This is a genomic window from Devosia submarina, from assembly GCF_003056345.1.
Lineage (GTDB): Bacteria > Pseudomonadota > Alphaproteobacteria > Rhizobiales > Devosiaceae > Devosia > Devosia submarina.
In genome coordinates this window covers 21,013-38,887 of sequence record NZ_PYWB01000013.1, presented here as the reverse complement: position 1 = coordinate 38,887, position 17,875 = coordinate 21,013, and the positions used below count along the sequence as shown (strand labels likewise).

At 57.8% G+C, this 17,875-nt stretch carries 22 protein-coding genes; 10 read left to right on the top strand and 12 right to left on the bottom strand.

Annotated features, from left to right (window positions below; genetic code table 11):
• Window positions 1-75: 75 nt before the first annotated feature.
• The 4 genes from DDE77_RS17310 to DDE77_RS17295 all read right to left on the bottom strand — a co-directional run bounded on the left by DDE77_RS17310 (window position 76) and on the right by DDE77_RS17295 (window position 2,372).
• Entirely contained in the window at window positions 76-672 is a 597-nt protein-coding gene (locus DDE77_RS17310; protein ID WP_108398733.1) for a metallophosphoesterase, read from the bottom strand.
• Between the two features lie 10 nt (window positions 673-682).
• Window positions 683-1,114 carry a hypothetical protein gene (locus DDE77_RS17305; protein ID WP_157959917.1) on the bottom strand — a complete coding sequence of 144 codons (432 nt, stop codon included), beginning with the start codon at window positions 1,112-1,114 and terminating at the stop codon, window positions 683-685.
• Between the two features lie 54 nt (window positions 1,115-1,168).
• A complete protein-coding gene (locus DDE77_RS17300; protein ID WP_108398731.1) occupies window positions 1,169-1,483 on the bottom strand; it encodes a hypothetical protein in 315 nt (104 codons plus the stop codon).
• A 208-nt stretch (window positions 1,484-1,691) separates the two neighbouring features.
• Window positions 1,692-2,372 carry a hypothetical protein gene (locus tag DDE77_RS17295; RefSeq protein ID WP_108398730.1) on the bottom strand — a complete coding sequence of 227 codons (681 nt, stop codon included), beginning with the start codon at window positions 2,370-2,372 and terminating at the stop codon, window positions 1,692-1,694.
• Between the two features lie 322 nt (window positions 2,373-2,694).
• Here DDE77_RS17295 and DDE77_RS17290 point away from each other — a divergent pair, with 322 nt between their 5' ends.
• A complete protein-coding gene (locus DDE77_RS17290; RefSeq protein WP_157959916.1) occupies window positions 2,695-3,213 on the top strand; it encodes a hypothetical protein in 519 nt (172 codons plus the stop codon).
• Window positions 3,214-3,271: 58 nt separating this feature from the next.
• On the opposite strand, the gene DDE77_RS17285 is transcribed toward DDE77_RS17290, so the two are convergent.
• The 5 genes from DDE77_RS17285 to DDE77_RS19700 form a co-directional block, all read right to left on the bottom strand.
• Window positions 3,272-3,523, bottom strand: coding sequence for a helix-turn-helix domain-containing protein (locus DDE77_RS17285; protein ID WP_157959915.1), 252 nt, complete (start codon window positions 3,521-3,523; stop codon window positions 3,272-3,274).
• A 2-nt stretch (window positions 3,524-3,525) separates the two neighbouring features.
• On the bottom strand, window positions 3,526-4,380 hold the full coding sequence (locus DDE77_RS17280) for a hypothetical protein (RefSeq protein WP_108398727.1): 855 nt from the start codon (window positions 4,378-4,380) through the stop codon (window positions 3,526-3,528).
• 170 nt (window positions 4,381-4,550) lie between these two features.
• The gene (locus DDE77_RS17275; RefSeq protein ID WP_157959914.1) at window positions 4,551-4,745 is read right to left on the bottom strand and encodes a hypothetical protein; all 195 of its coding nucleotides are present in this window, start codon (window positions 4,743-4,745) and stop codon (window positions 4,551-4,553) included.
• 126 nt (window positions 4,746-4,871) lie between these two features.
• A complete protein-coding gene (locus tag DDE77_RS17270; RefSeq protein WP_108398725.1) occupies window positions 4,872-5,777 on the bottom strand; it encodes a hypothetical protein in 906 nt (301 codons plus the stop codon).
• 460 nt (window positions 5,778-6,237) lie between these two features.
• Window positions 6,238-6,504 (bottom strand): hypothetical protein, encoded by a 267-nt coding sequence (locus DDE77_RS19700; protein ID WP_108398724.1) that lies wholly within the window; start codon window positions 6,502-6,504, stop codon window positions 6,238-6,240.
• Between the two features lie 701 nt (window positions 6,505-7,205).
• On the opposite strand from DDE77_RS19700, the gene DDE77_RS20105 reads away from it, so the two are divergent.
• From DDE77_RS20105 to DDE77_RS17230, 7 genes are all read left to right on the top strand, one after another.
• Complete coding sequence (locus DDE77_RS20105; RefSeq protein WP_281261313.1) at window positions 7,206-7,355, top strand: methyl-accepting chemotaxis protein; 150 nt, start codon at window positions 7,206-7,208, stop codon at window positions 7,353-7,355.
• A gap of 80 nt (window positions 7,356-7,435) precedes the next feature.
• Window positions 7,436-7,864 carry a hypothetical protein gene (locus tag DDE77_RS17255; RefSeq protein ID WP_108398723.1) on the top strand — a complete coding sequence of 143 codons (429 nt, stop codon included), beginning with the start codon at window positions 7,436-7,438 and terminating at the stop codon, window positions 7,862-7,864.
• An 86-nt stretch (window positions 7,865-7,950) separates the two neighbouring features.
• Window positions 7,951-9,561 (top strand): methyl-accepting chemotaxis protein, encoded by a 1,611-nt coding sequence (locus DDE77_RS17250; protein WP_245895370.1) that lies wholly within the window; start codon window positions 7,951-7,953, stop codon window positions 9,559-9,561.
• Between the two features lie 345 nt (window positions 9,562-9,906).
• Window positions 9,907-10,266: a hypothetical protein gene (locus DDE77_RS17245; RefSeq protein ID WP_108398722.1), complete on the top strand. Its 360-nt coding sequence runs from the start codon at window positions 9,907-9,909 to the stop codon at window positions 10,264-10,266.
• A gap of 411 nt (window positions 10,267-10,677) precedes the next feature.
• Window positions 10,678-11,073, top strand: coding sequence for a hypothetical protein (locus tag DDE77_RS17240; protein ID WP_157959911.1), 396 nt, complete (start codon window positions 10,678-10,680; stop codon window positions 11,071-11,073).
• Window positions 11,074-11,501: 428 nt separating this feature from the next.
• A complete protein-coding gene (locus DDE77_RS19765; protein ID WP_210204423.1) occupies window positions 11,502-11,831 on the top strand; it encodes an apurinic/apyrimidinic endonuclease family protein in 330 nt (109 codons plus the stop codon).
• Window positions 11,832-12,229: 398 nt separating this feature from the next.
• Window positions 12,230-14,605, top strand: a complete 2,376-nt coding sequence (locus tag DDE77_RS17230) for a heavy metal translocating P-type ATPase (protein ID WP_157959910.1) — start codon at window positions 12,230-12,232, stop codon at window positions 14,603-14,605.
• 65 nt (window positions 14,606-14,670) lie between these two features.
• On the opposite strand, the gene DDE77_RS17225 is transcribed toward DDE77_RS17230, so the two are convergent.
• The gene (locus DDE77_RS17225; RefSeq protein ID WP_108398719.1) at window positions 14,671-14,874 is read right to left on the bottom strand and encodes a hypothetical protein; all 204 of its coding nucleotides are present in this window, start codon (window positions 14,872-14,874) and stop codon (window positions 14,671-14,673) included.
• 210 nt (window positions 14,875-15,084) lie between these two features.
• Between DDE77_RS17225 and DDE77_RS17220 the strand changes: the two genes are divergently transcribed.
• A complete protein-coding gene (locus tag DDE77_RS17220; RefSeq protein WP_245895369.1) occupies window positions 15,085-15,546 on the top strand; it encodes a DUF305 domain-containing protein in 462 nt (153 codons plus the stop codon).
• A gap of 56 nt (window positions 15,547-15,602) precedes the next feature.
• On the opposite strand, the gene DDE77_RS17215 is transcribed toward DDE77_RS17220, so the two are convergent.
• Together DDE77_RS17215 and nirK are read right to left on the bottom strand one after the other, a co-directional pair.
• Window positions 15,603-16,085 (bottom strand): DUF411 domain-containing protein, encoded by a 483-nt coding sequence (locus tag DDE77_RS17215; protein ID WP_108398718.1) that lies wholly within the window; start codon window positions 16,083-16,085, stop codon window positions 15,603-15,605.
• Window positions 16,086-16,131: 46 nt separating this feature from the next.
• Entirely contained in the window at window positions 16,132-17,112 is a 981-nt protein-coding gene (nirK, locus tag DDE77_RS17210; protein ID WP_245895368.1) for a copper-containing nitrite reductase, read from the bottom strand.
• Window positions 17,113-17,421: 309 nt separating this feature from the next.
• Here nirK and DDE77_RS20155 point away from each other — a divergent pair, with 309 nt between their 5' ends.
• On the top strand, window positions 17,422-17,652 hold the full coding sequence (locus DDE77_RS20155; protein ID WP_342748581.1) for a hypothetical protein: 231 nt from the start codon (window positions 17,422-17,424) through the stop codon (window positions 17,650-17,652).
• Window positions 17,653-17,875 lie beyond the last annotated feature (223 nt).

Genomic DNA, 17,875 nt, shown 5'->3' with positions numbered 1-17,875 from the left:
AAAACTTCCCCACAAAGATCACCATTGCTTTGGGGAAGTTCGTGGGGAAGTGGAGCAAAATGATGGGGGGAAAGGTCATCCGTTCCTCGGTCCACCTGGCACAAGGTCCTGCACCTCGCGCATGGTGATCTTTGCCTCCCGCTGAACGGCCAGGACATCGGCGATGGTGATCGGCTGCAGCATCCATCCGTCGACGCCTACATCACACGCAGCGGTGGTTGACGGCAGTTCGTTGTGGCTGTGGCCGTACAATTGCCTGACGCCATTGTGGGAATTGTACCAAACCCTACCGCCATAGTGATCAAGCAGGAATTCGTGCTGGTCCTCTCCGCTGCCGACCTGCACAATCATGCGGTGATCGACACCGGCCCACGGCAGATCGGCCACGGCCTTATTGTCGTGGTTACCAAGGACAAGGTACTTCTTGCCATTGAGGCGCCTGAAGATCTTTTCCAGTCGCTCCTGGGGCACTGTCTTCCAGGCAAAATCACCGACATGGAATACGACACCGTTCGCCGGCACTTCGCGATTCCAGTTGTGGATGAGCAGGTTGTCGTGCTCGTCGAGATCGTCGTAACCCCTGCGCTTGGCTTGGGAGCCATGGCCAAAATGGGTGTCGCCGGTGAAAAATACGCTGGCGGCGGATGCGAAGGTAAATTTTGGGATCAGCATGGTCCGGCTCCTAAATCTTCATGCCGCCCATCGACCGCTTTGGCCCACCGCCACCGCCGCGGCCCTCGACATTGAACAGAGAAGCCTCGGGACGCAGAGCCTCTTTGTATGCAGCGACGGAATCTGCATCGGCTGCCAGCAGGCCACGGATCGTTTTGCGTCCGGACAAATGTGCCCGAAGCTGGCTGTAGCTGGCACGATTGACGAGGAACAGCATGTCCACATCCAGCAGCTGCAACCATTCGCGGCGGACCGGGCTCAAGCCGGTGCAATCGAGGTCATGTACCTTCTTCCAGTTCAAGCGCATGGAAGCTACGTTTTTGATCGTCGCAATGCGGGGATCGATGCTGACAACCTTCTGCTGCTCCGGAGCGGGCGCAGCAGGCAACAGCATTAATTCAGGACGCGAAAAAAGGCGGGCGAGTGCTTTCAAAACGTTCATTGGACAGGTCTCCAGGTGCCTGTTCGTCACACTGCCGGATGAGCTAGCAAGGAACTATAGGACCGAAAAAAGATCCTTGGTTCGGACCCGCTCCATCCCCAAGGCGGTCAGGAGATCGTCGGTATAGGGCCGTTTGGCATGCCGCATGTCGTGGAGAAATGACTTGCTGATGCCCAACGCGACTGCTGCCTTATTCGCGCTGCCGTGCTTTGTAATGAAGGCTTCAAGCCTGTGGTGGACTTCGATCGAATTGTAGACCGGACGGTTCCTGCCAGCCAGGCGGCGGATGGCATCTTCCACCTCTTGCTTGAGCGCAGGATCGGTATCGGCAGCCCAGGTGATTGCCCGGATGATTTCAGGTGCGTTCATCAGCAAAGTCCCCCAGCACGCCCATGTCGGCGGCTTCAGCTTTAGCCTTGGCTTCAGCGATCATAGCCATCGCGGCCTCAATTTCACAGCCGCAGCAGGGCTCGCTTCTCCGTCGTGCTGACCGCCCACGAGGTGATCCTGTTTGAGCAATGTTCGCTGCGCCATGCGAGCAAGGGCCAGGAAGTGAACGACTGAGTCAGGCGGGAATTCAGGAGCAACTGGCTTGGCGGGCGGGACGCCGATGCGACGCGAGGGGCTCACGATGCCGGCTTCCGAAAGCGGCGAACAAGATGCGTTCTCTTACGGCGGCAATCAGATCGGGATTGATTTGCAGCGAAGGCTGATCGGCAAGGGCTGCATGGATGGCCTCCAGGTGGTCGCCCTGCCCGCAGCTGAACCTCACCTGCCGGGCATGTTTGATGGCGGCTTTGCGCAAAGCCTCTGCGATGATAACCTGCGGGCTGCCGCGGCGCTTGCCCGTCGGAGTGGTGCTCTGGACCGTCTGGTAGATCTCCGCAGCCACATCAGCGGCAACCTGATCCATATTTACCGAAGGATCGATCGAAGGTGTTGCCGGCGCTGGCGCCAGATACCCGGCAACACTGAAGTTGATGTGGAAGCCTGCAGGCCGCTCGAACTTGCCGTCACGAGGCTCATAGCTGACTTCCCAACCTTCGACAGCAAGGCGGGACGTGTCCATGGGCGGGTTGGCAGCTTTGTTGGCTTCAGCGATCAGCGTCGGTGCAGGCGTCGGGTTGTCGAGGATATCGACACGCAGCTTTTCGACATCGCAACCCACCTGTGCGAACTGGCGGCGCAGGTCGTCGATGTTGGTCAGTACCTTGTCCAGGCGCTTGAGCTGGTCGAGTGTGTGTTGGTCGTAGGGCATCGGAAATCCATGGATTTGCATTGATCCAAAGATAATCGAAGGCCTGGAACACTCATAAAGTCAGGGACTGGGCAAGATAACGTGCAGACGATCGACAGACGATCATGCCCGATGTCAAAAGTCCCCTAGGGTTTGGCGGGGGGATCGATGCCGGAAGATTTGCAGACGATCTGCACACGATATTTGCGTTGTTAAAGCGTGCAAGATTAATTCTAGTTTACGCAACTTAGTAGTTAAACATTCCACGTTTTACGACATGGTTCCATGCTTTCGCTGCCTCCATGATCACCTTCAAGCTCGCGGTGGGCGTATGGAGGTGACGATGAAAAGAGTTTTGGCGATGGTGGCAAAGGTGCTGGCGGCCATTCCGGTGTTTGTGCTGGCGTGGAGTGTCGATCTGGGCCGCTTCATCTTGAAGTGCATGCCTGGATATCGCCCGACGGATCCATCTGAGCTGGTCGAGCAATATGCCGAGGCCGTGGAACAGGCACAGGTGACACCTGCAGCAGACCAAAGGCTGGAGCACGTCCGGCAAATTGCCGGACAGCTGGCAGCAGGTCAGATGCCATCGGAAGATCTGAGCGACGGCCTGAGCCCGCAAGCCGTTCAGTGGCTGGGAGTGATGAGCCCCGAGATGCTGGCGATGGTGGCAAAGGCCAAGCCTGAAGAGCTCCGCCAACACATGAAGGGCCACCGAACAATCAGGGGGCTGCTGGCTTATGATCGCGAAAGCGTCGAAGCCTATGCCGCAGCCGTGGCTCAGGAGCCTGAGCCGGAGATCGAACGCAGGCGCCGGCGGCCGCGGCCGGAGCGGTTGGCGGCGGGTTTTGCCCGGGTCTGAACTATCAAGTAATCCTTGAAAGTCGAAAGGCCGCTGGATCACTCCAGGCGGCCTTATTTCATTTGAACTCTTCCGGAACGCCATGTCGATCGAACATGATCAGCAGGCGGGCGATCCAGGGCGGGATATCGCGGCCATCGCTCTCATACCGACGGACGGTGACACTGACCGTATTGTCCGCCCCGACGTATCCGATGGCCCGCCCTAGCTGAACAGTGCTGAGGCCGAGGCGTTTGCGGATGGCCTGCATTTCGGCGCCGGTCATCGCAGGCGTTGACGGGCGTTCAGGGTGAGTGAGATCAACAGCCATTATTACCACTTGTCTTCGCCATCGAGCAGGCGGTGCCATTTTGCCTGTGCTGCTGAAACAGCGTTCAGGAGATCGTTGTATTCGCCAGTGATGACCACGCCACGCTCCGTTGCGTGTTCTTTGGCATAAGCCACCCGGGCGGAAATTGCAGCCTGCAGCTTTGCATAGACGGTGTCCATGCGAGCGGAAATCTCCGCTCCGGTGTGATTGCGATATTCGATCCAAAAGCTGCTGTGGACCGTGTTTTCATCGAAAAACTTGCGGTTCTCTTCGCTGAACGAGCCGAGCTTTTCGGCCCGGATCTGAGCGGCCCAGTGCTTCTGTTTCGTCGAACCACCGAGGCCCTTCAGCGATGGACCAGTCCACCGTGGTGCCTTCGGCTTCTTGATCTTCTTGCTGTCGAGATAAGCCAGATACAGACGAGCCCGTTCAAGCTTATCGTCAACAAGCGAGCCGGGGACGCCGGTGAGATCGGCTTCAATGCCGTCAGCGAAGTCGTCGAATTCTTCGTCGCGTCCGGGATACGGAACAGCCAAGGCCAGCAACTTCTTATTCAAAGCATCACGCTTGTGGCGGGCCTTTGCTTCTTCAGCTCGGGCTTTGTCGAAGGCAATCTGCTGCAGGCGTGAGGCGTCGTAGAATGCGGAGATGCAACGCCCGACCGTGTGCACCCCTTCGAAGCCGACCATGGCGAAATCAATCATCTGGCGGCCGTCGGGAGCACCGTTTTCACGGCCCACGTGGATGGCCTTTGTAACGCGGGGATCGGCCAGCATGACTTCAATGGCGGCGGCAACATCTGCATCGCTGACGGAAGATGCAGGGCGGTTGGCAAGATCACGAAGATTGATCGTCATTTCAGGTCTCCGGTTAGGGGCGATGCTCACTGCATCTGACGTGAAGATGTAGCCAAATGGCTACATCTTCAAGGGGCAATGGACGATTTATTTGCGGCGCAAAAATGCCGCCAAAAACAAGGTCTTGGCGGCAGCTGCACTGATGGTGAAAATATTCGGCCGTTTTGGCGTCAGCCGTGCAAGCGCTTCCGCAAAGCAACCAGCTCTGCCAATGCCGCCTTGCCGTCCGCCCGCACCTCGGCTTTGCGCTGGGCAAGCCGCTGCTGGTAATAGCGCTGGCCCACTTCATGAGCATGATCCTCGGCAGCCAAGGCCGATGCACGCGCAATGCCGTCCTGGATCGCACGGCCGACACCGTATGCCATCAAGCCGCTGCCGACATGCATTGCACCGATCGTCGATCGAGTTCCACTGCGTCCCATCATGAAAGGTGCCTCCTGGCGCTGGGGTGTGAGGTTAGAGCACAAAAACCTTGTGATCAAATGACGGAATTAGGTGGCATTTGAAGGTTCGGCCGATTTTAGCCCCCGCTTGCGGCGGTGGGTGATCTTCTTGCGTGCTGGAGCCACCTTCTCCATCTTCAGCGCCGCATCCAAGCTGCCCAGCCCGGTTGTTACACGCTTCTGCTGAACGTCTGCGATGCGGACGTCATAGGCATGCTCCCCCTTATAAACCGTGGTGAGGGGCACCACCTGCAGATCGATGCCGATCCTGCGCATCTCCATCCAGATTGGCGGCTTGGTCTTTGCCTCTGTCACGAACAGGCGCTGGATCTGGGACGGTGCCAGATGCCCATCGTGGCCGAACACAAGCCGTGGCAGATCCTGTGACATCACCTCGACAGCCAGACCTTTCTTGCTCGGATGCATTGCGAAGCCGACGGCTCCTTCAGGCTTGGCATAGCCCGACATCCATGCACGGTAGCGACACAGCAGCGAGATGGAATGTTTGCTCTCGAGCTGCTGCAGGTCAGAGCTGTCGATCCGGAACGACGCCCAGCGCCGCATTGCACCGAACTCCCTGATCAAGACGGCCCGAAGGCTTTCCGGAATGGTGAACCCCCAAACGTCACCGACCATGATCCTCGGGTTCGTCTGCACACCCGGGTGGCGGTGCCGGTTTTCAATCAAAGGGTGCCAATCCATGCCATCCCAAACATCGGTGTAGGCAATGCGCCTGATCGACTTTTCCAAACGATCAGGCTGCACCCGGCCGAAATGCGAGGAGATCACACGCTGGGGTATGAAAACAGTTTCCTGATCAAAGGTCATCTTGCCCAGCAATTGGCCGAATGCAGACCATATCAGAAGCACCAGACGCAAGTCGGCACCATTGAAGCCTAGCCCGGGAAGCTTGTCTTCTCCCTCCGCAGGGCGAAAACGCATGCCGGCGACCAATTTCGCGGGGAGGTGAAGAACAGGGTAAAACTCAGTCATAACAGGCTCAAATCTTGCAAGATGTACATACTGCACAACTCGCAAGATGGCGCGAGGCTAACCCATTGTCAATAAGGGGATTTGCTTTTGTCCTTGCGAGATAAAAGTCCGCTCTTATAGTAATCTAGAATCTTCTTATATGCTGACTCCTGAGGAGGTGAGCGCAAGCCAGCTTTGGCACCTTCTGGTCTAGGTAGCGCTCGTTTTCTCTGGGCTGGTCAGCTTGCCAGGATCGTTGATTACGGGTCAGCCAGAACAAGGCAGATCGGACGGCCTGAAGCAGCAGAAGGTGATAGCTGGCGATCTACCTTCTGAATTGGTGTTTTGATGAGAGTGGACTGCTCCTTGGGTCGCAGTCCGGAGATGACAGCCAAAGGCAAGGCTATCCAGGGCCTAAAGGCCGTCTCCGCCGCAGTGCGTCCTAACCATCGCCGGCATGCGTCGGCGGTGTTGTGCCTTGCCAGCCAATATCGCAGCTATTGGCCATGACCCATGCTGCCACCACGAAATCGAAACGCCGGGAAGCAGACCGCTTGAGGAAAGCGGCGGAGCGTGCTGCACGGAAGGCTGCCGGTGCACCGACCATGACGCAGGTCGATCTGGCGGTGACAGAGACGATCAGCTTCTTGATCAAGTCCGAGCACTCACTGTCCGGCAAAATGCCGGACGCGATAAAGGTCAAGGACATCGTGAGCCTGGCAACAGCAATCCTGGTGAAGCGCTGGCGGCTGGATCGTGCTGAATGCAAGAAGGCGTTAGTCGCCCGCTTGGGCCCACGCCCGGAGCATGAATGGCCGCACTATTTCCCTCGCCTGCCCAAGAAGCCATCAGCACCTCCTGCGGACACGTCCAGGGTCAATACTGCCAACACCCCCGTTACTCATACAGGACAGGTCCTGAGGTCTAAACCGGAGGTAACAGAAATATAGAACTGTGCAACGCGACGTTCGCTTGCTGTTTGCTAACCTACGCACTATATTGATCGGGCTTATAATATTCCATGCGACTGGCGGCTCTTCGGGGCCGCCTTTTTTTGCCTGCTGCTTGTCTCAATACAGTTGCGAATTGGGAGGGTGCTGGTATCCCGAACGGACATGTCGCACAAGGATCGTGGGCGTGCGGACATGTCCCAGTCCATCCTAGCTTTTCCTAGCTGCGGGGCCTGTTTGCTTCGTTTCCGAGTACAATCGCAGGTCAAAAAAATACACCCGTAACTTTTCTTAACACGCAGTATGAACCTGGAAAACGCAAAGCCAGGATGGGGCCGGTTGCGGACTGACCGGTTTCGGCTAGAGATTGGAGAAAGCCGCCTTTTAGCTGCCGCCGCATTTGTCGTCGTCTACTCCGGTCACTGCCAGAACCTATCGCTCAATCAGCTGAACTGATGGGGTGAATGCCCCCACTGACGCCACCCAGGCCATGACCGCCATCGAGACCTCTTCGGGCAAGATCTCCAATATCATCGGCATGATCGACGACATCGCCTTCCAGACCAATCTGTTGGCCTCAACGCTCCGGTTGAAGCGGTCGGGCCATTGACGCCGGCAAGACCTCTGCGGTGGAAGTGCGGCGCCTGGCGCAGAGCGCGGCCAGCGCCTCCTCGGACGTCAAGGCGCTGATTGAGGCGAGCGGGCGAACTGCGCAGTGAAGCACAATTGGTCAATCGTGCCGCTGAACGCCTACAGGACATTTTGACCGGAGCGGAGGAAAGCGCGGTGCTGATCGATGCCATCGCGACGGCCAATCGCGACCAGTCCGATGCGCTTGAAGAGGAGGCCATTGCAGTGCGGCAGATGGATGAGCTGACCCAGCACAATGCTGCGCTTGTGGAAGAGACCGATGCCGCCATCGAGCAGACCGAAGTCCATCCGAGTGAGCTGGACCGGATCGTGGCGGTGTTCCGGAGCGGGCAGCTTGCGGCGGTGCCCAGGCTGGCGCGTCCAGCGGCGCCGCGGCCTGCTCAAGGTGGAGGGCGGAGACTGGGTGAGGCCCAGCGAAAGGTCCTGCACACATCACGCGATAACCCATCCTTTACCACGAATGGCTAAGGTTTCCGTGACTATGATCCAGATGAAGATTTGCGAATCTCGATGGGCACAGAACGTCACAGAAGCCAATCTGGAAGCCCCTCGCCATGACCTCAGATACCGCCGATCTTCTCCAGTCTCGTCTCGACTTTATCGGTCTTGATGAAAATGCGCGGGGCAGCGTGGCCCGCGCCCAGCCGATGATCGAGGCTCATCTCGAACCGGCCCTGACCCGGTTTTATGCCAAGATCGCCGAGGTGCCGGCCGTGGCCCGCTTCTTTGATGGCAAGCCACAGATGGATCGGGCCAAGTCCAAGCAGCTAGGCCATTGGTCAGCCATTGCGACGGGGCAGCTGGACCAAGCCTATATGGAGGCCAGCAGCAAGGTGGGCCTCCGCCATGCCAAGATCGGTCTGGAGCCGCGCTGGCATATCGGTGGCTATGGCGTGATCATGGAAACACTGGTGCGCGGACTGGTGCACGACACCATGGCGGCAGCGCTCGAGCCGGAAAAAGGCCGCTTCGGCCGTTCCGTACCGCGCAAGGCGGAAGCCGTGCTGGCTGATGCGGATGCCATGGCCGACATGTTGGTGGCGGTGCTCAAATCCATGCTGCTCGATGTCGAGCTTGGCGTAACCGCCTATTTTGACAAGCTGACGGCCGATGCCCGAGAGGCGAATGACGCGGCGCGCGCAAAAATCGACAAAGCCGTCGCCGCGACCGGGGCGGTGCTCCGTGATGTGGCCCGGGGCAATCTCACCAGCCGGGTGACCGAGGCGCTCGACCCCGAATTCGACCAGATCAAGCAGGACACCAATGCGGTGGCAGAACGGCTGACCGAGATCATCGGGCAATTGCAGCAGACCTCCCGCTCGCTCAAGACGGCGACCGGAGAAATTCTGTCCGGCGCCAATGATCTGGCCGATCGCACCACTCGGCAGGCGGCGGCCATTGAGCAGACCTCTGCTTCGGTTGAACAGCTTTCCACGGCGGTGGTGGAAAATGCAAAACGGGCGGTAGCCGCCAGTGACACGGCCCGCCAATTATCACGCAGCGCAACCGAAGGTGGCGCGGTGATGGGCGAGGCCAACCAGGCCATGAGCGCCATCGAAACATCGTCGGGCAAGATCTCCAACATTATCGGCATGATCGACGACATCGCCTTCCAGACCAACCTCCTGGCCCTCAACGCGTCGGTGGAAGCGGCGCGGGCTGGCGAGGCCGGCAAGGGTTTTGCCGTGGTCGCCGTGGAAGTGCGGCGGCTTGCACAGAGCGCGGCCCAGGCCTCGAGCGACGTCAAGCAATTGATTGATGCCAGCGCAGGCGAGGTGCGAAACGGCACCCAATTGGTGGCGCGCGCCGCCGAGACGCTACTTGATATACAGACCCGCGCCGAGGAAAGCGCCGGGCTGATCGATACCATTGCCCGGGCCAATAGAGAGCAGTCGCAGGCGCTTGAAGAAGTGACCATGGCCGTGCGGACCATGGACGAGATGACCCAGCACAATGCGGCGCTGGTGGAACAAACCAATGCGGCCATCGAGCAGACCGAGGGCCAGGCGGTTGAACTCGATCAGATCGTAGATGTATTCCGACTGACCGGGACCGTTCAGTCGGTACCGCAGTCGCAGAAGTTGGCCAAACCCACACCGGCAGTTCGATCCGTATCGCAGATATCGGGTAATACCGCTCTCGCCGCTGATTGGGAGCAATTCTAGCCTACCCTAAAAGACGCCATTTTACTCTGCCATTCCGGGGACAGCAAATTACGCCAAATCGCCATCGCCTCGACTTGCGTGGACCGTCTGCATTCAGGAGATCCAAGAGGCGTTGTTAGTGGCCAAAAAGGGGCGCATTGCTGCCACTAAGCGCCGCATGTTGGTGAGTCTGGGCTAAAATCATTGTCCCATTTCCCGTCCTGTCTGCTCACCACTATTACAAACCCGGATAGGAGCAATTTGTTACAATCAATATCTGTGGGATTAGTAAACCGGCATGTTCCAGCTAACCTAGAATAAGGTTTTTCGGTTTAGATGAGATGCCTCTCAACAAAGGAGGCACCTATGCCAAACAGAAATTCAGCTACTCGCCAGCATATCTTTGTAAAGCTCATCCTCTCCACCTCTGAGGCGATGGTTTATTACTCCGACTTGAACGAGTATGATCCTGACGACCCCTTGAGCCAGCGCATCCACAAGCACTTAGTCAAAGAGTTCGAGGAGGCTTACTTCAACTTGATCGTAGACCTTGAGGAATTAGGGTTCGAGGTGTATCGAGAATTTTACGTCGATGAGCTTATCGGCGAGGAATATCACCTGACTGTTGGACACGACGATCGTGACGATGTCAAAGTTGTCGTGGAAACCTTCCATGAAGAAGCTCAAGCAATCATCATGAAACTTCCAGAGATTAACTGGGGATAATGTAAGTAAGCATCCATCCCGCCTCTTCAAGCTGCAAACCATAAGATTTGCAGAGGGCATGCTAATGCCCTGTCGGCTATGCTGCCTGCCGGTCAAAATCGGGTGCGCTCCAATGAGAAGCAAAAATCAGTTCGTGATAAGTGAAAGTTATCACGGAGTGGCCGGATTTGCTTCTCATTACAAGCAAAGAGAAGCTAACACTACTTAGCTTCCTAACCAGCAAGAAATTGGAGAGTATTCAGGTTTGATGTCGAGGGAACATCCGGGGAACATAGACTAAAATTGTTCCGAATAATTTGGCATGACTAATCCAGTTCATGCTTGACGCTTGCGTTGGTCAGTGAGAAAATTCTTTTCAATCGATTGGTGGTCAGCTTCGCTGTGAGAAAGCGCTCACTAACAGAGCTTACCATGATCAAAATGGCCGCGTGTGTTGCGGTCGATCTATCCACCGGAGCAGGTTTGCTCCCGCCTGTTAAAGCGGAACTCATGTCTACGTTTTCCAATGGTCTCTTGGCGTCAGCGATGGCCGCAAACTCAGCAGGGTTCATACAAAAATGGGTGCGGGCCGACAGATCCGGCGCTCTGCTTCAGGAACTCATTGCCGCAATACTTTATGCCGACATGGCGGAAATCGACCCGGTGAATGCCATCTTGGAACGTAGCTCGATACGGGAAGCAATCGAAAAAAATGAGTCATTAGCGGAGGTGGTCGGCGCTGACCTCCCGTTGGCGCTTCAAACCATTCGCGCCATGGCATCTTCCTTGCCACAGGACTCTGACCAGCCTGGCCCGCGCAGGAGCTAAGGCAAGCACTGTGCCGCCGCTCGGCAGCTAAATTTCCAAGCACGTCGGTTGTCGACATCAACTATCCTTTTTTGGTGGCGAATTCTCGAACAAACAGGTCAAGGAGGCACTCGATCCTAACAGTCTCAGTGCCATTGGTATCACTCCCGAGATCTACACCCGAAACTTCGTGAAGGGCTCGTTGACCGACCCCGACGCCGGGATCCGACGTCGCACCCATGAGCTGGTGAGCGACGCTTGCGAGCAGGTGCGCTTCTTCGGGGCCGACTATGTCAAACTCTGGCTGGTCAGGATGGGTGGGATTATCCCTTCCGGGTCGATTACGGCACGCTCTGGCAACATTCTCTCGATGGAGTGGGGCAACTCGCAAGCGAGGATCCGGCCTCAAGTTCGTCATCGAGTACAAGCCGCGCGAGGCACGCGTCTGCATGAGCTTCGGCTCCGTTGCTCGCACGCTGCTTGGCACCGAGGAGATCGGCCTGCCCAATATAGGGATCCTTCTGGATTTCGGTCACGCCATCATGGGCGGTGAGTCCGCTGCGGATTCCGCTCAGCTCGCCATCGACTATGGCCGTCTGTTCGGCATGGACGTGAACGACAACTACCTTTCCTGGGACGACAACCTAGTGGCCGGGAGCCTACATCCGATCGAACTGTTCGAGTTCTTCTACGTCTTGCGCAAGAACAAGTGGGAAGGTGTCTGGCAGCTCGATCGATTTCTTAGCTGTGAGGACAGTGTGGCAACAGCGACGACATGATGCCATTGGCGCACTCAAGACAGCGCAGAAGTCACTGTTCAGCTCCTTTTAGAATTAAAAGCGCTTTTTAGATCTCAGCTCCATGACCTGGGGCCATTGCGCCTTAGCATTTCAGCCCACCATCAAGTCCGCCCTACAACGGCGGCAGTGACAAGATGGTGAGTTGAGTACGATAGCCTTTGGCAGTCCCCCCCTCCCCTGCGGCTGTACACCTGATTGAGCGATGTCGTTTGCTATTGGTCGACGACAATCTTGGGCTGAACGGCCGGAATGGGGTGGGTAGCCGTCAGTCTGCTTTTGGTCTGACGGGTCAACATACGGACATTCGGCCAAAAGACTTCGATCCCCCTTGACCTTGCCACCGCAGGAAGGTGCAGGGTTGGACAAAGGAGATCATCATGTCCGAACACCCAATGCACAACGACCATGATCACCAGCATCACGCCCATCACCATAGGCGCGATGGGGCGCCTGAAAGCGCGTCTGCGACCAAGGATCCCGTATGCGGAATGACGGTCAATCCGCTGACTGCGCAGCACAAGGCGACCTACGAAGGCAGTACCTACTACTTCTGCTCGGAAACTTGCCGAAGCAAGTTCATGGCCGAGCCGACCAAGTATCTGGGGGAAGTGAACGCCCCGATCGAAACGGCGCCGCCCGGCACGATCTGGACTTGCCCGATGCATCCAGAGATCAGGCGGAACGAACCCGGGTCTTGCCCCATCTGTGGAATGGCCCTTGAGCCGGAGTTGCCCACAGCGGACATAGGGCCAAGCCCGGAACTGCAGGACATGACGCGGCGGTTCTGGATCGGGTCAGCGCTGGCGCTACCGGTGTTCGTCTTGGAGATGACCGCACATGTGGTCGACCTGCACCATTGGGTGTCGGGGCAGACGCTGAACTGGATACAGCTGGTTCTGGCAACACCGGTCGTCCTCTGGGCAGGGTGGCCGTTCTTCGAGCGTGGCTGGGCCTCTATACGCAACCGCAGCCTTAACATGTTCACGCTGATCGCCATGGGCATCGGTGTGGCTTGGCTCTACTCGGTTGTGGCAACCCTGTTTCCCGCGATCTTCCCCACGAACATGAGGGGGATGGACGGTGCCGTTCCCGTCTACTTCGAGGCCGCAGCCGTTATCACTGCTCTCGCTCTGCTGGGCCAGGTTCTTGAACTGCGTGCCAGGGAGCAGACCTCTGGCGCCATAAAGGCACTGCTTAACCTGGCGCCGAAGATCGCCCGCCGCATCACGGCAGATGGCTCCGACGAAGAGGTCGAAGTGGATCTCGTCCTCGTCGGTGACCGGCTACGGGTGCGACCGGGCGAACAGGTACCAGTCGATGGCAGGGTACTGGAAGGTCGCAGCGCAGTGGACGAGTCCATGGTGACCGGCGAGTCCATGCCTGTCACCAAGAGCGAAGGCGCCAAGCTGGTCGCCGGCACCATCAATCAGTCTGGGGGTCTGGTCATGGAGGCGACAGGCGTTGGCCGCGACACCATGCTGGCCCGCATCGTGCAAATGGTGGCTGCCGCCCAGCGTTCAAGGGCGCCCATCCAGCGCTTGGCGGATCAAGTCTCCGGTTGGTTCGTCCCCCTGGTGATCGGCATCGCGATCCTGGCATTCGGCGCCTGGATGATCTGGGGCCCTGAACCTCGTTTCGCCCATGCGCTCGTCGCCGCCGTGTCTGTGCTGATCATAGCCTGTCCTTGTGCCCTCGGTTTGGCAACGCCCATGTCTATCATGGTGGGTGTAGGTAAGGGTGCCCAAACCGGGCTGTTGGTCAAGAATGCGGAAGCCCTTGAACGTCTGGAAAAGGTCGACACCATCGTCGTGGACAAGACCGGCACCCTGACCGAAGGTAAGCCCAAAGTGACGCACCTTCTTCCAGCCGAAGGATTCGATGAGCATACCCTTCTCGGTGTGGCGGCCAGCCTGGAGCGCGCTAGCGAGCATCCGCTTGGTGTTGCCATCGTGGCTGCGGCCCAGGAACGCACCCTTGAACTGTCCAACCCCTTCGATGTGGACTCTCCTGTCGGGAAAGGATTGACGGGGCTGGTAGACGGAAAGCGGGTGCTGATCGGCAGCGCTAAGTATCTCGCTTCTGAAGGCGTGCCGGTAGAAGACTGGAAGGGAAAGGCCGACGATATCCGATCCGAAGGCGCCACAGTCGTGCTGGTGGCAATCGAGGGAAAAATTGCCGGGGGCATCGGTATTGCCGACCCCATCCGGCAGACGACGGCCGAAGCTCTGTCTGCGCTAAGGTCGGAGAACATCCGCGTCGTCATGATGACCGGCGACAATGCCGTAACCGCACAGGCGGTTGCCCAACGTCTCGGAATCACCGAAGTGGAGGCCGACGTACTTCCAGAACGCAAGAGCGAGGTGGTCGAACGCCTTAGATCCCAAGGCAAGGTGGTGGCCATGGCCGGTGATGGTGTTAATGACGCGCCTGCGCTCGCAGCCGCCGATGTCGGCATTGCCATGGGAACCGGAACCGATGTTGCCATGGAAAGTGCGGGGGTGACCTTGCTCAATGGGGACCTGATGGGCATTGTCCGTGCCCGCCGCCTATCGCACGCAACAATGGGAAACATCCGCCAGAACCTGTTCTTCGCGTTCATCTACAACGCAGCTGGGGTACCGGTTGCAGCGGGTCTTCTCTATCCGTTTTTCGGCATTACCTTGTCACCAGCGATCGCTGCGGCGGCCATGGCACTGTCCTCGGTCAGCGTAATTGCCAACTCCCTACGCCTTCGCGGGGCGACGATTGTGTAGGTCGATGGATATGCTTGCTGCCCCTTGCCCGAATTACATGAGGAACCGTACAAAGATGTGTGGGTTCAGTTGCCATGAAACGTGACCGCTTGGAGCATAGCCGCAGGTGGCGCTTGCGGATAATCATTGCCGTCGTGCTGGCTGTGGTGTCGGCCATGACACTGCACCACAGCGCGATGGCAAGTCAGCTTGCCGTTGCTCACCACCAGCATCAAGACCAGGTTCATCCCGATAACGACTGCGGCGTTTTGGCTTGCGAGCAGCATCATCACACTTTGCCTGAATGTTGCGGAGTGGGATTGTGCCTCGCTGCCTTACCGGGACCTGCTTCTGCCACTCCTCCCAGTTGGAACCGATCTCCGCGCCACCCTGTGTCCACCCCTGTCAATGTGAGCTGGCCCATCGCGCGCCTTGATCGACCACCAAGGCATTCCTGACCCTTCCGATTACCCGTTTGGAAACTTTTCAGGAATGAACAAATGAACTTCTTCAAAGTAACTGCTGTAGCTGGTGTGCTGCTCGCTGCCTCGTCAGGAACCCTTCTCGCTCAGGAACACGGGGGGCATGACATGTCGAACATGGCCTCAGGCCAGATGCAGCTTCCCGATATCTGCATGACCGGCGGCGAGCATCCGATGGAAGAAATGTCCATGGAACCAGGACAGATGGATGAAGCTCACATGGCCCTGATGGAGGGCATGGATGAGATGAACCAGCAGATGATGATGGGCATGATGGCCGAGGACGTGGACGTAGCATTCGTCTGCGGCATGATCCCCCACCACCAGAGTGCGGTAAACATGGCTAAGGCTGAGCTCGAGCATGGTGACAACGAAGACGCCAAGGCCATGGCGCAGAAGATCATCGACTCCCAAGAGCAGGAGATCGCCGAAATGATGTCCTGGCTTGAGGAGCAGGCTCCCGCTGAAGCGCAGAATTAGGCAAAGCAGAAGGGGCGCATATAGCGCCCCTTCACTTGTCCCCCAGTCTGCTGCAACTAAAGCCGTTGCTCACCGGCAAAGCGCATGAACACGGATTGCTCGGCGTTTCCAAACGAGATCACGTCGTAGTTGTCCGGCGGATAGCCTTGCGGTGCGCTCATGCCCGGCGAACCGAGCGGCATGCCTGCGACAGCTAGGCCTGAGACGTTTGCAGGTCTCGTTTCCAGCAGCCTGTTTATGGCGCCAACCGGCACATGGCCTTCAATGAGGTAGTCGCCGATGAGGGCTGTGTGGCAGGAGCGAAGCTCCAGAGGAATGCCTCTTGCGTTCTTCACCGCCTCCATGTCTTCGACATCGGCAGCCTGAACGGAAAAACCGTTTGCTCGCATATGGGCCATCCAACCACCGCAGCAGCCACAATACCGATCTTTCCAGACTATCACAGCCTGGACGTTCTCGACGCTGAAAGCGGGTATGATCGTCAGCCCCCAGGCGGCTGCGCCCAGAAATAGGGCCGATCTGCGGGTGAAAACCTTCATCTACTTATTCCTTCAAAGGATCCTGCTCGGTATTGAATACCGAATTTCAGCCATGTGTGTGGCCCACGTCCAGTTCAGGTTCAGGCTTATGTCCAAATTCGGGTTCAGCAGAGCTTAGGCCAGGCGCATCGAAGATATCCGGCTGCTCTTTGCCGGTGACGACCAGCTTGCCAAGGAGGCCACGTTCGGCTCGCGAAAGTGCATGATCAACCAGGTTGAACTCCCCCGGCACCTCCAGCGTCATATCCACCACAGCAGCACTGCCTGGCGGCACAGAGATAGTACCAACATCCAGCATCGGTGGGCTGGCGAATGATCCCAGCTGATAAGCGCGATCGAATATTTCTCCGATGACATGGAAGCTGGAGTCTTTGTTTGGCCCACCAACGCCGAAATAGATCCGGATGGTCTCGCCTGTTTCGGCCATCAGCGCATTGTCACCAGTAAGTGCTTCGGCGGCACCGTTGAAGACGTAGTACTCAGGCTGTTCAGCCCCGAGCTTCTCCACACTCCCTTGCAGGTTACCCTGCGTACCAAATGCCTCAGCGGTATAGAGCTCCCCCTGCATGACATAGAATTCTCTATCCACGGGCGGCAGCCCTTCTTCGGGCTCGACCAAGATTAAACCGTACATCCCATTTGAGATGTGTTGTGCCACTGATGGCACGGCGCAATGGTACACGTAGAGTCCAGGCTTTAGGGCCTTGAAGGAGAACTCCCGGGTTTCGCCCGCTTCTGCATGGGTTGCCACCCCGCCGCCGCCCGGGCCTGTGGCAGCATGGAAGTCGACACTGTGGGGTTCCGAACTGTCGGAGGCATTGTGGAGGCTGACCTTGATGGTGTCGCCCACGCGAGCCCGCACGAAGGGCCCTGGCACTTTCCTGTTGAAGGTCCAGTAATGGTAGGTGGCGCCATCCGCGAGCGCTCCGGTCACCTCCACTGTTTCAAGGTCTATCATGATGGTCTGCGGCGCACGGCTCTCCCATGCCGGCAGATCGGTAGCCTTCCGAACAATGTCGAGCGGCACAGCGGCTGTGCCGTTCTCCTCAGGATGCTCATGAGACCCGGCTGCCGAAACGGCTCCGGCAGAGGTGACCAACATCAAAATAGCTGCCAGGACGGGGAGTAGGCGATTGGGCGCGCGCATGTGGTGTCCTTTTCGATATTGTTGAGCTCACAATAGCCTGCCTGCAGCTTTGGTTCGTTGCGCCAGCGCAATTAAACAGGGCGAGCACTGACCAAAGCGCTTGCGGTAAACAGCACCGAGGCTTTCACTCGCCTGAACTGTGCGACACCGAGGAAAGCGAAAACGACCGAACATGGACAACCCGCCCAGTTGCAGGACAAGCATCGCGGCCACGGCGGCAAAGGACACCCCCACCTGAAGTTCTGGATCAACATGATCCTGGGCTTCATCGTCATGTACGTGGTGATGTTCTCCATGATCAATGGCCCGGGCGATTTCCGGAACAACCTCAACATGTTCTACATGGCCGTGGCCATGTGGGCGCCCACGGGCATATTCATGCTCGCCGCTATGCCGGGCATGTTTCCCAGTAGGGCGTGAATATCATCCTCTAGTGCTTTTCGCCGTGCTGACGGTCGGCTCATTCTGGGCACACGTTCGCAGGCGTTGATCGATGACCGCCAGTTCATCCGTTCCATGATCAGCACCATTCCGGTGCCATCCTTATATGTCGTGAGGCAGACATACGGATCAGGAACTGGTGCAGCTCTGCGGCGACATCATCGAGGCGCAACGACGCGAGATCGAGCAGATGGAGACGATT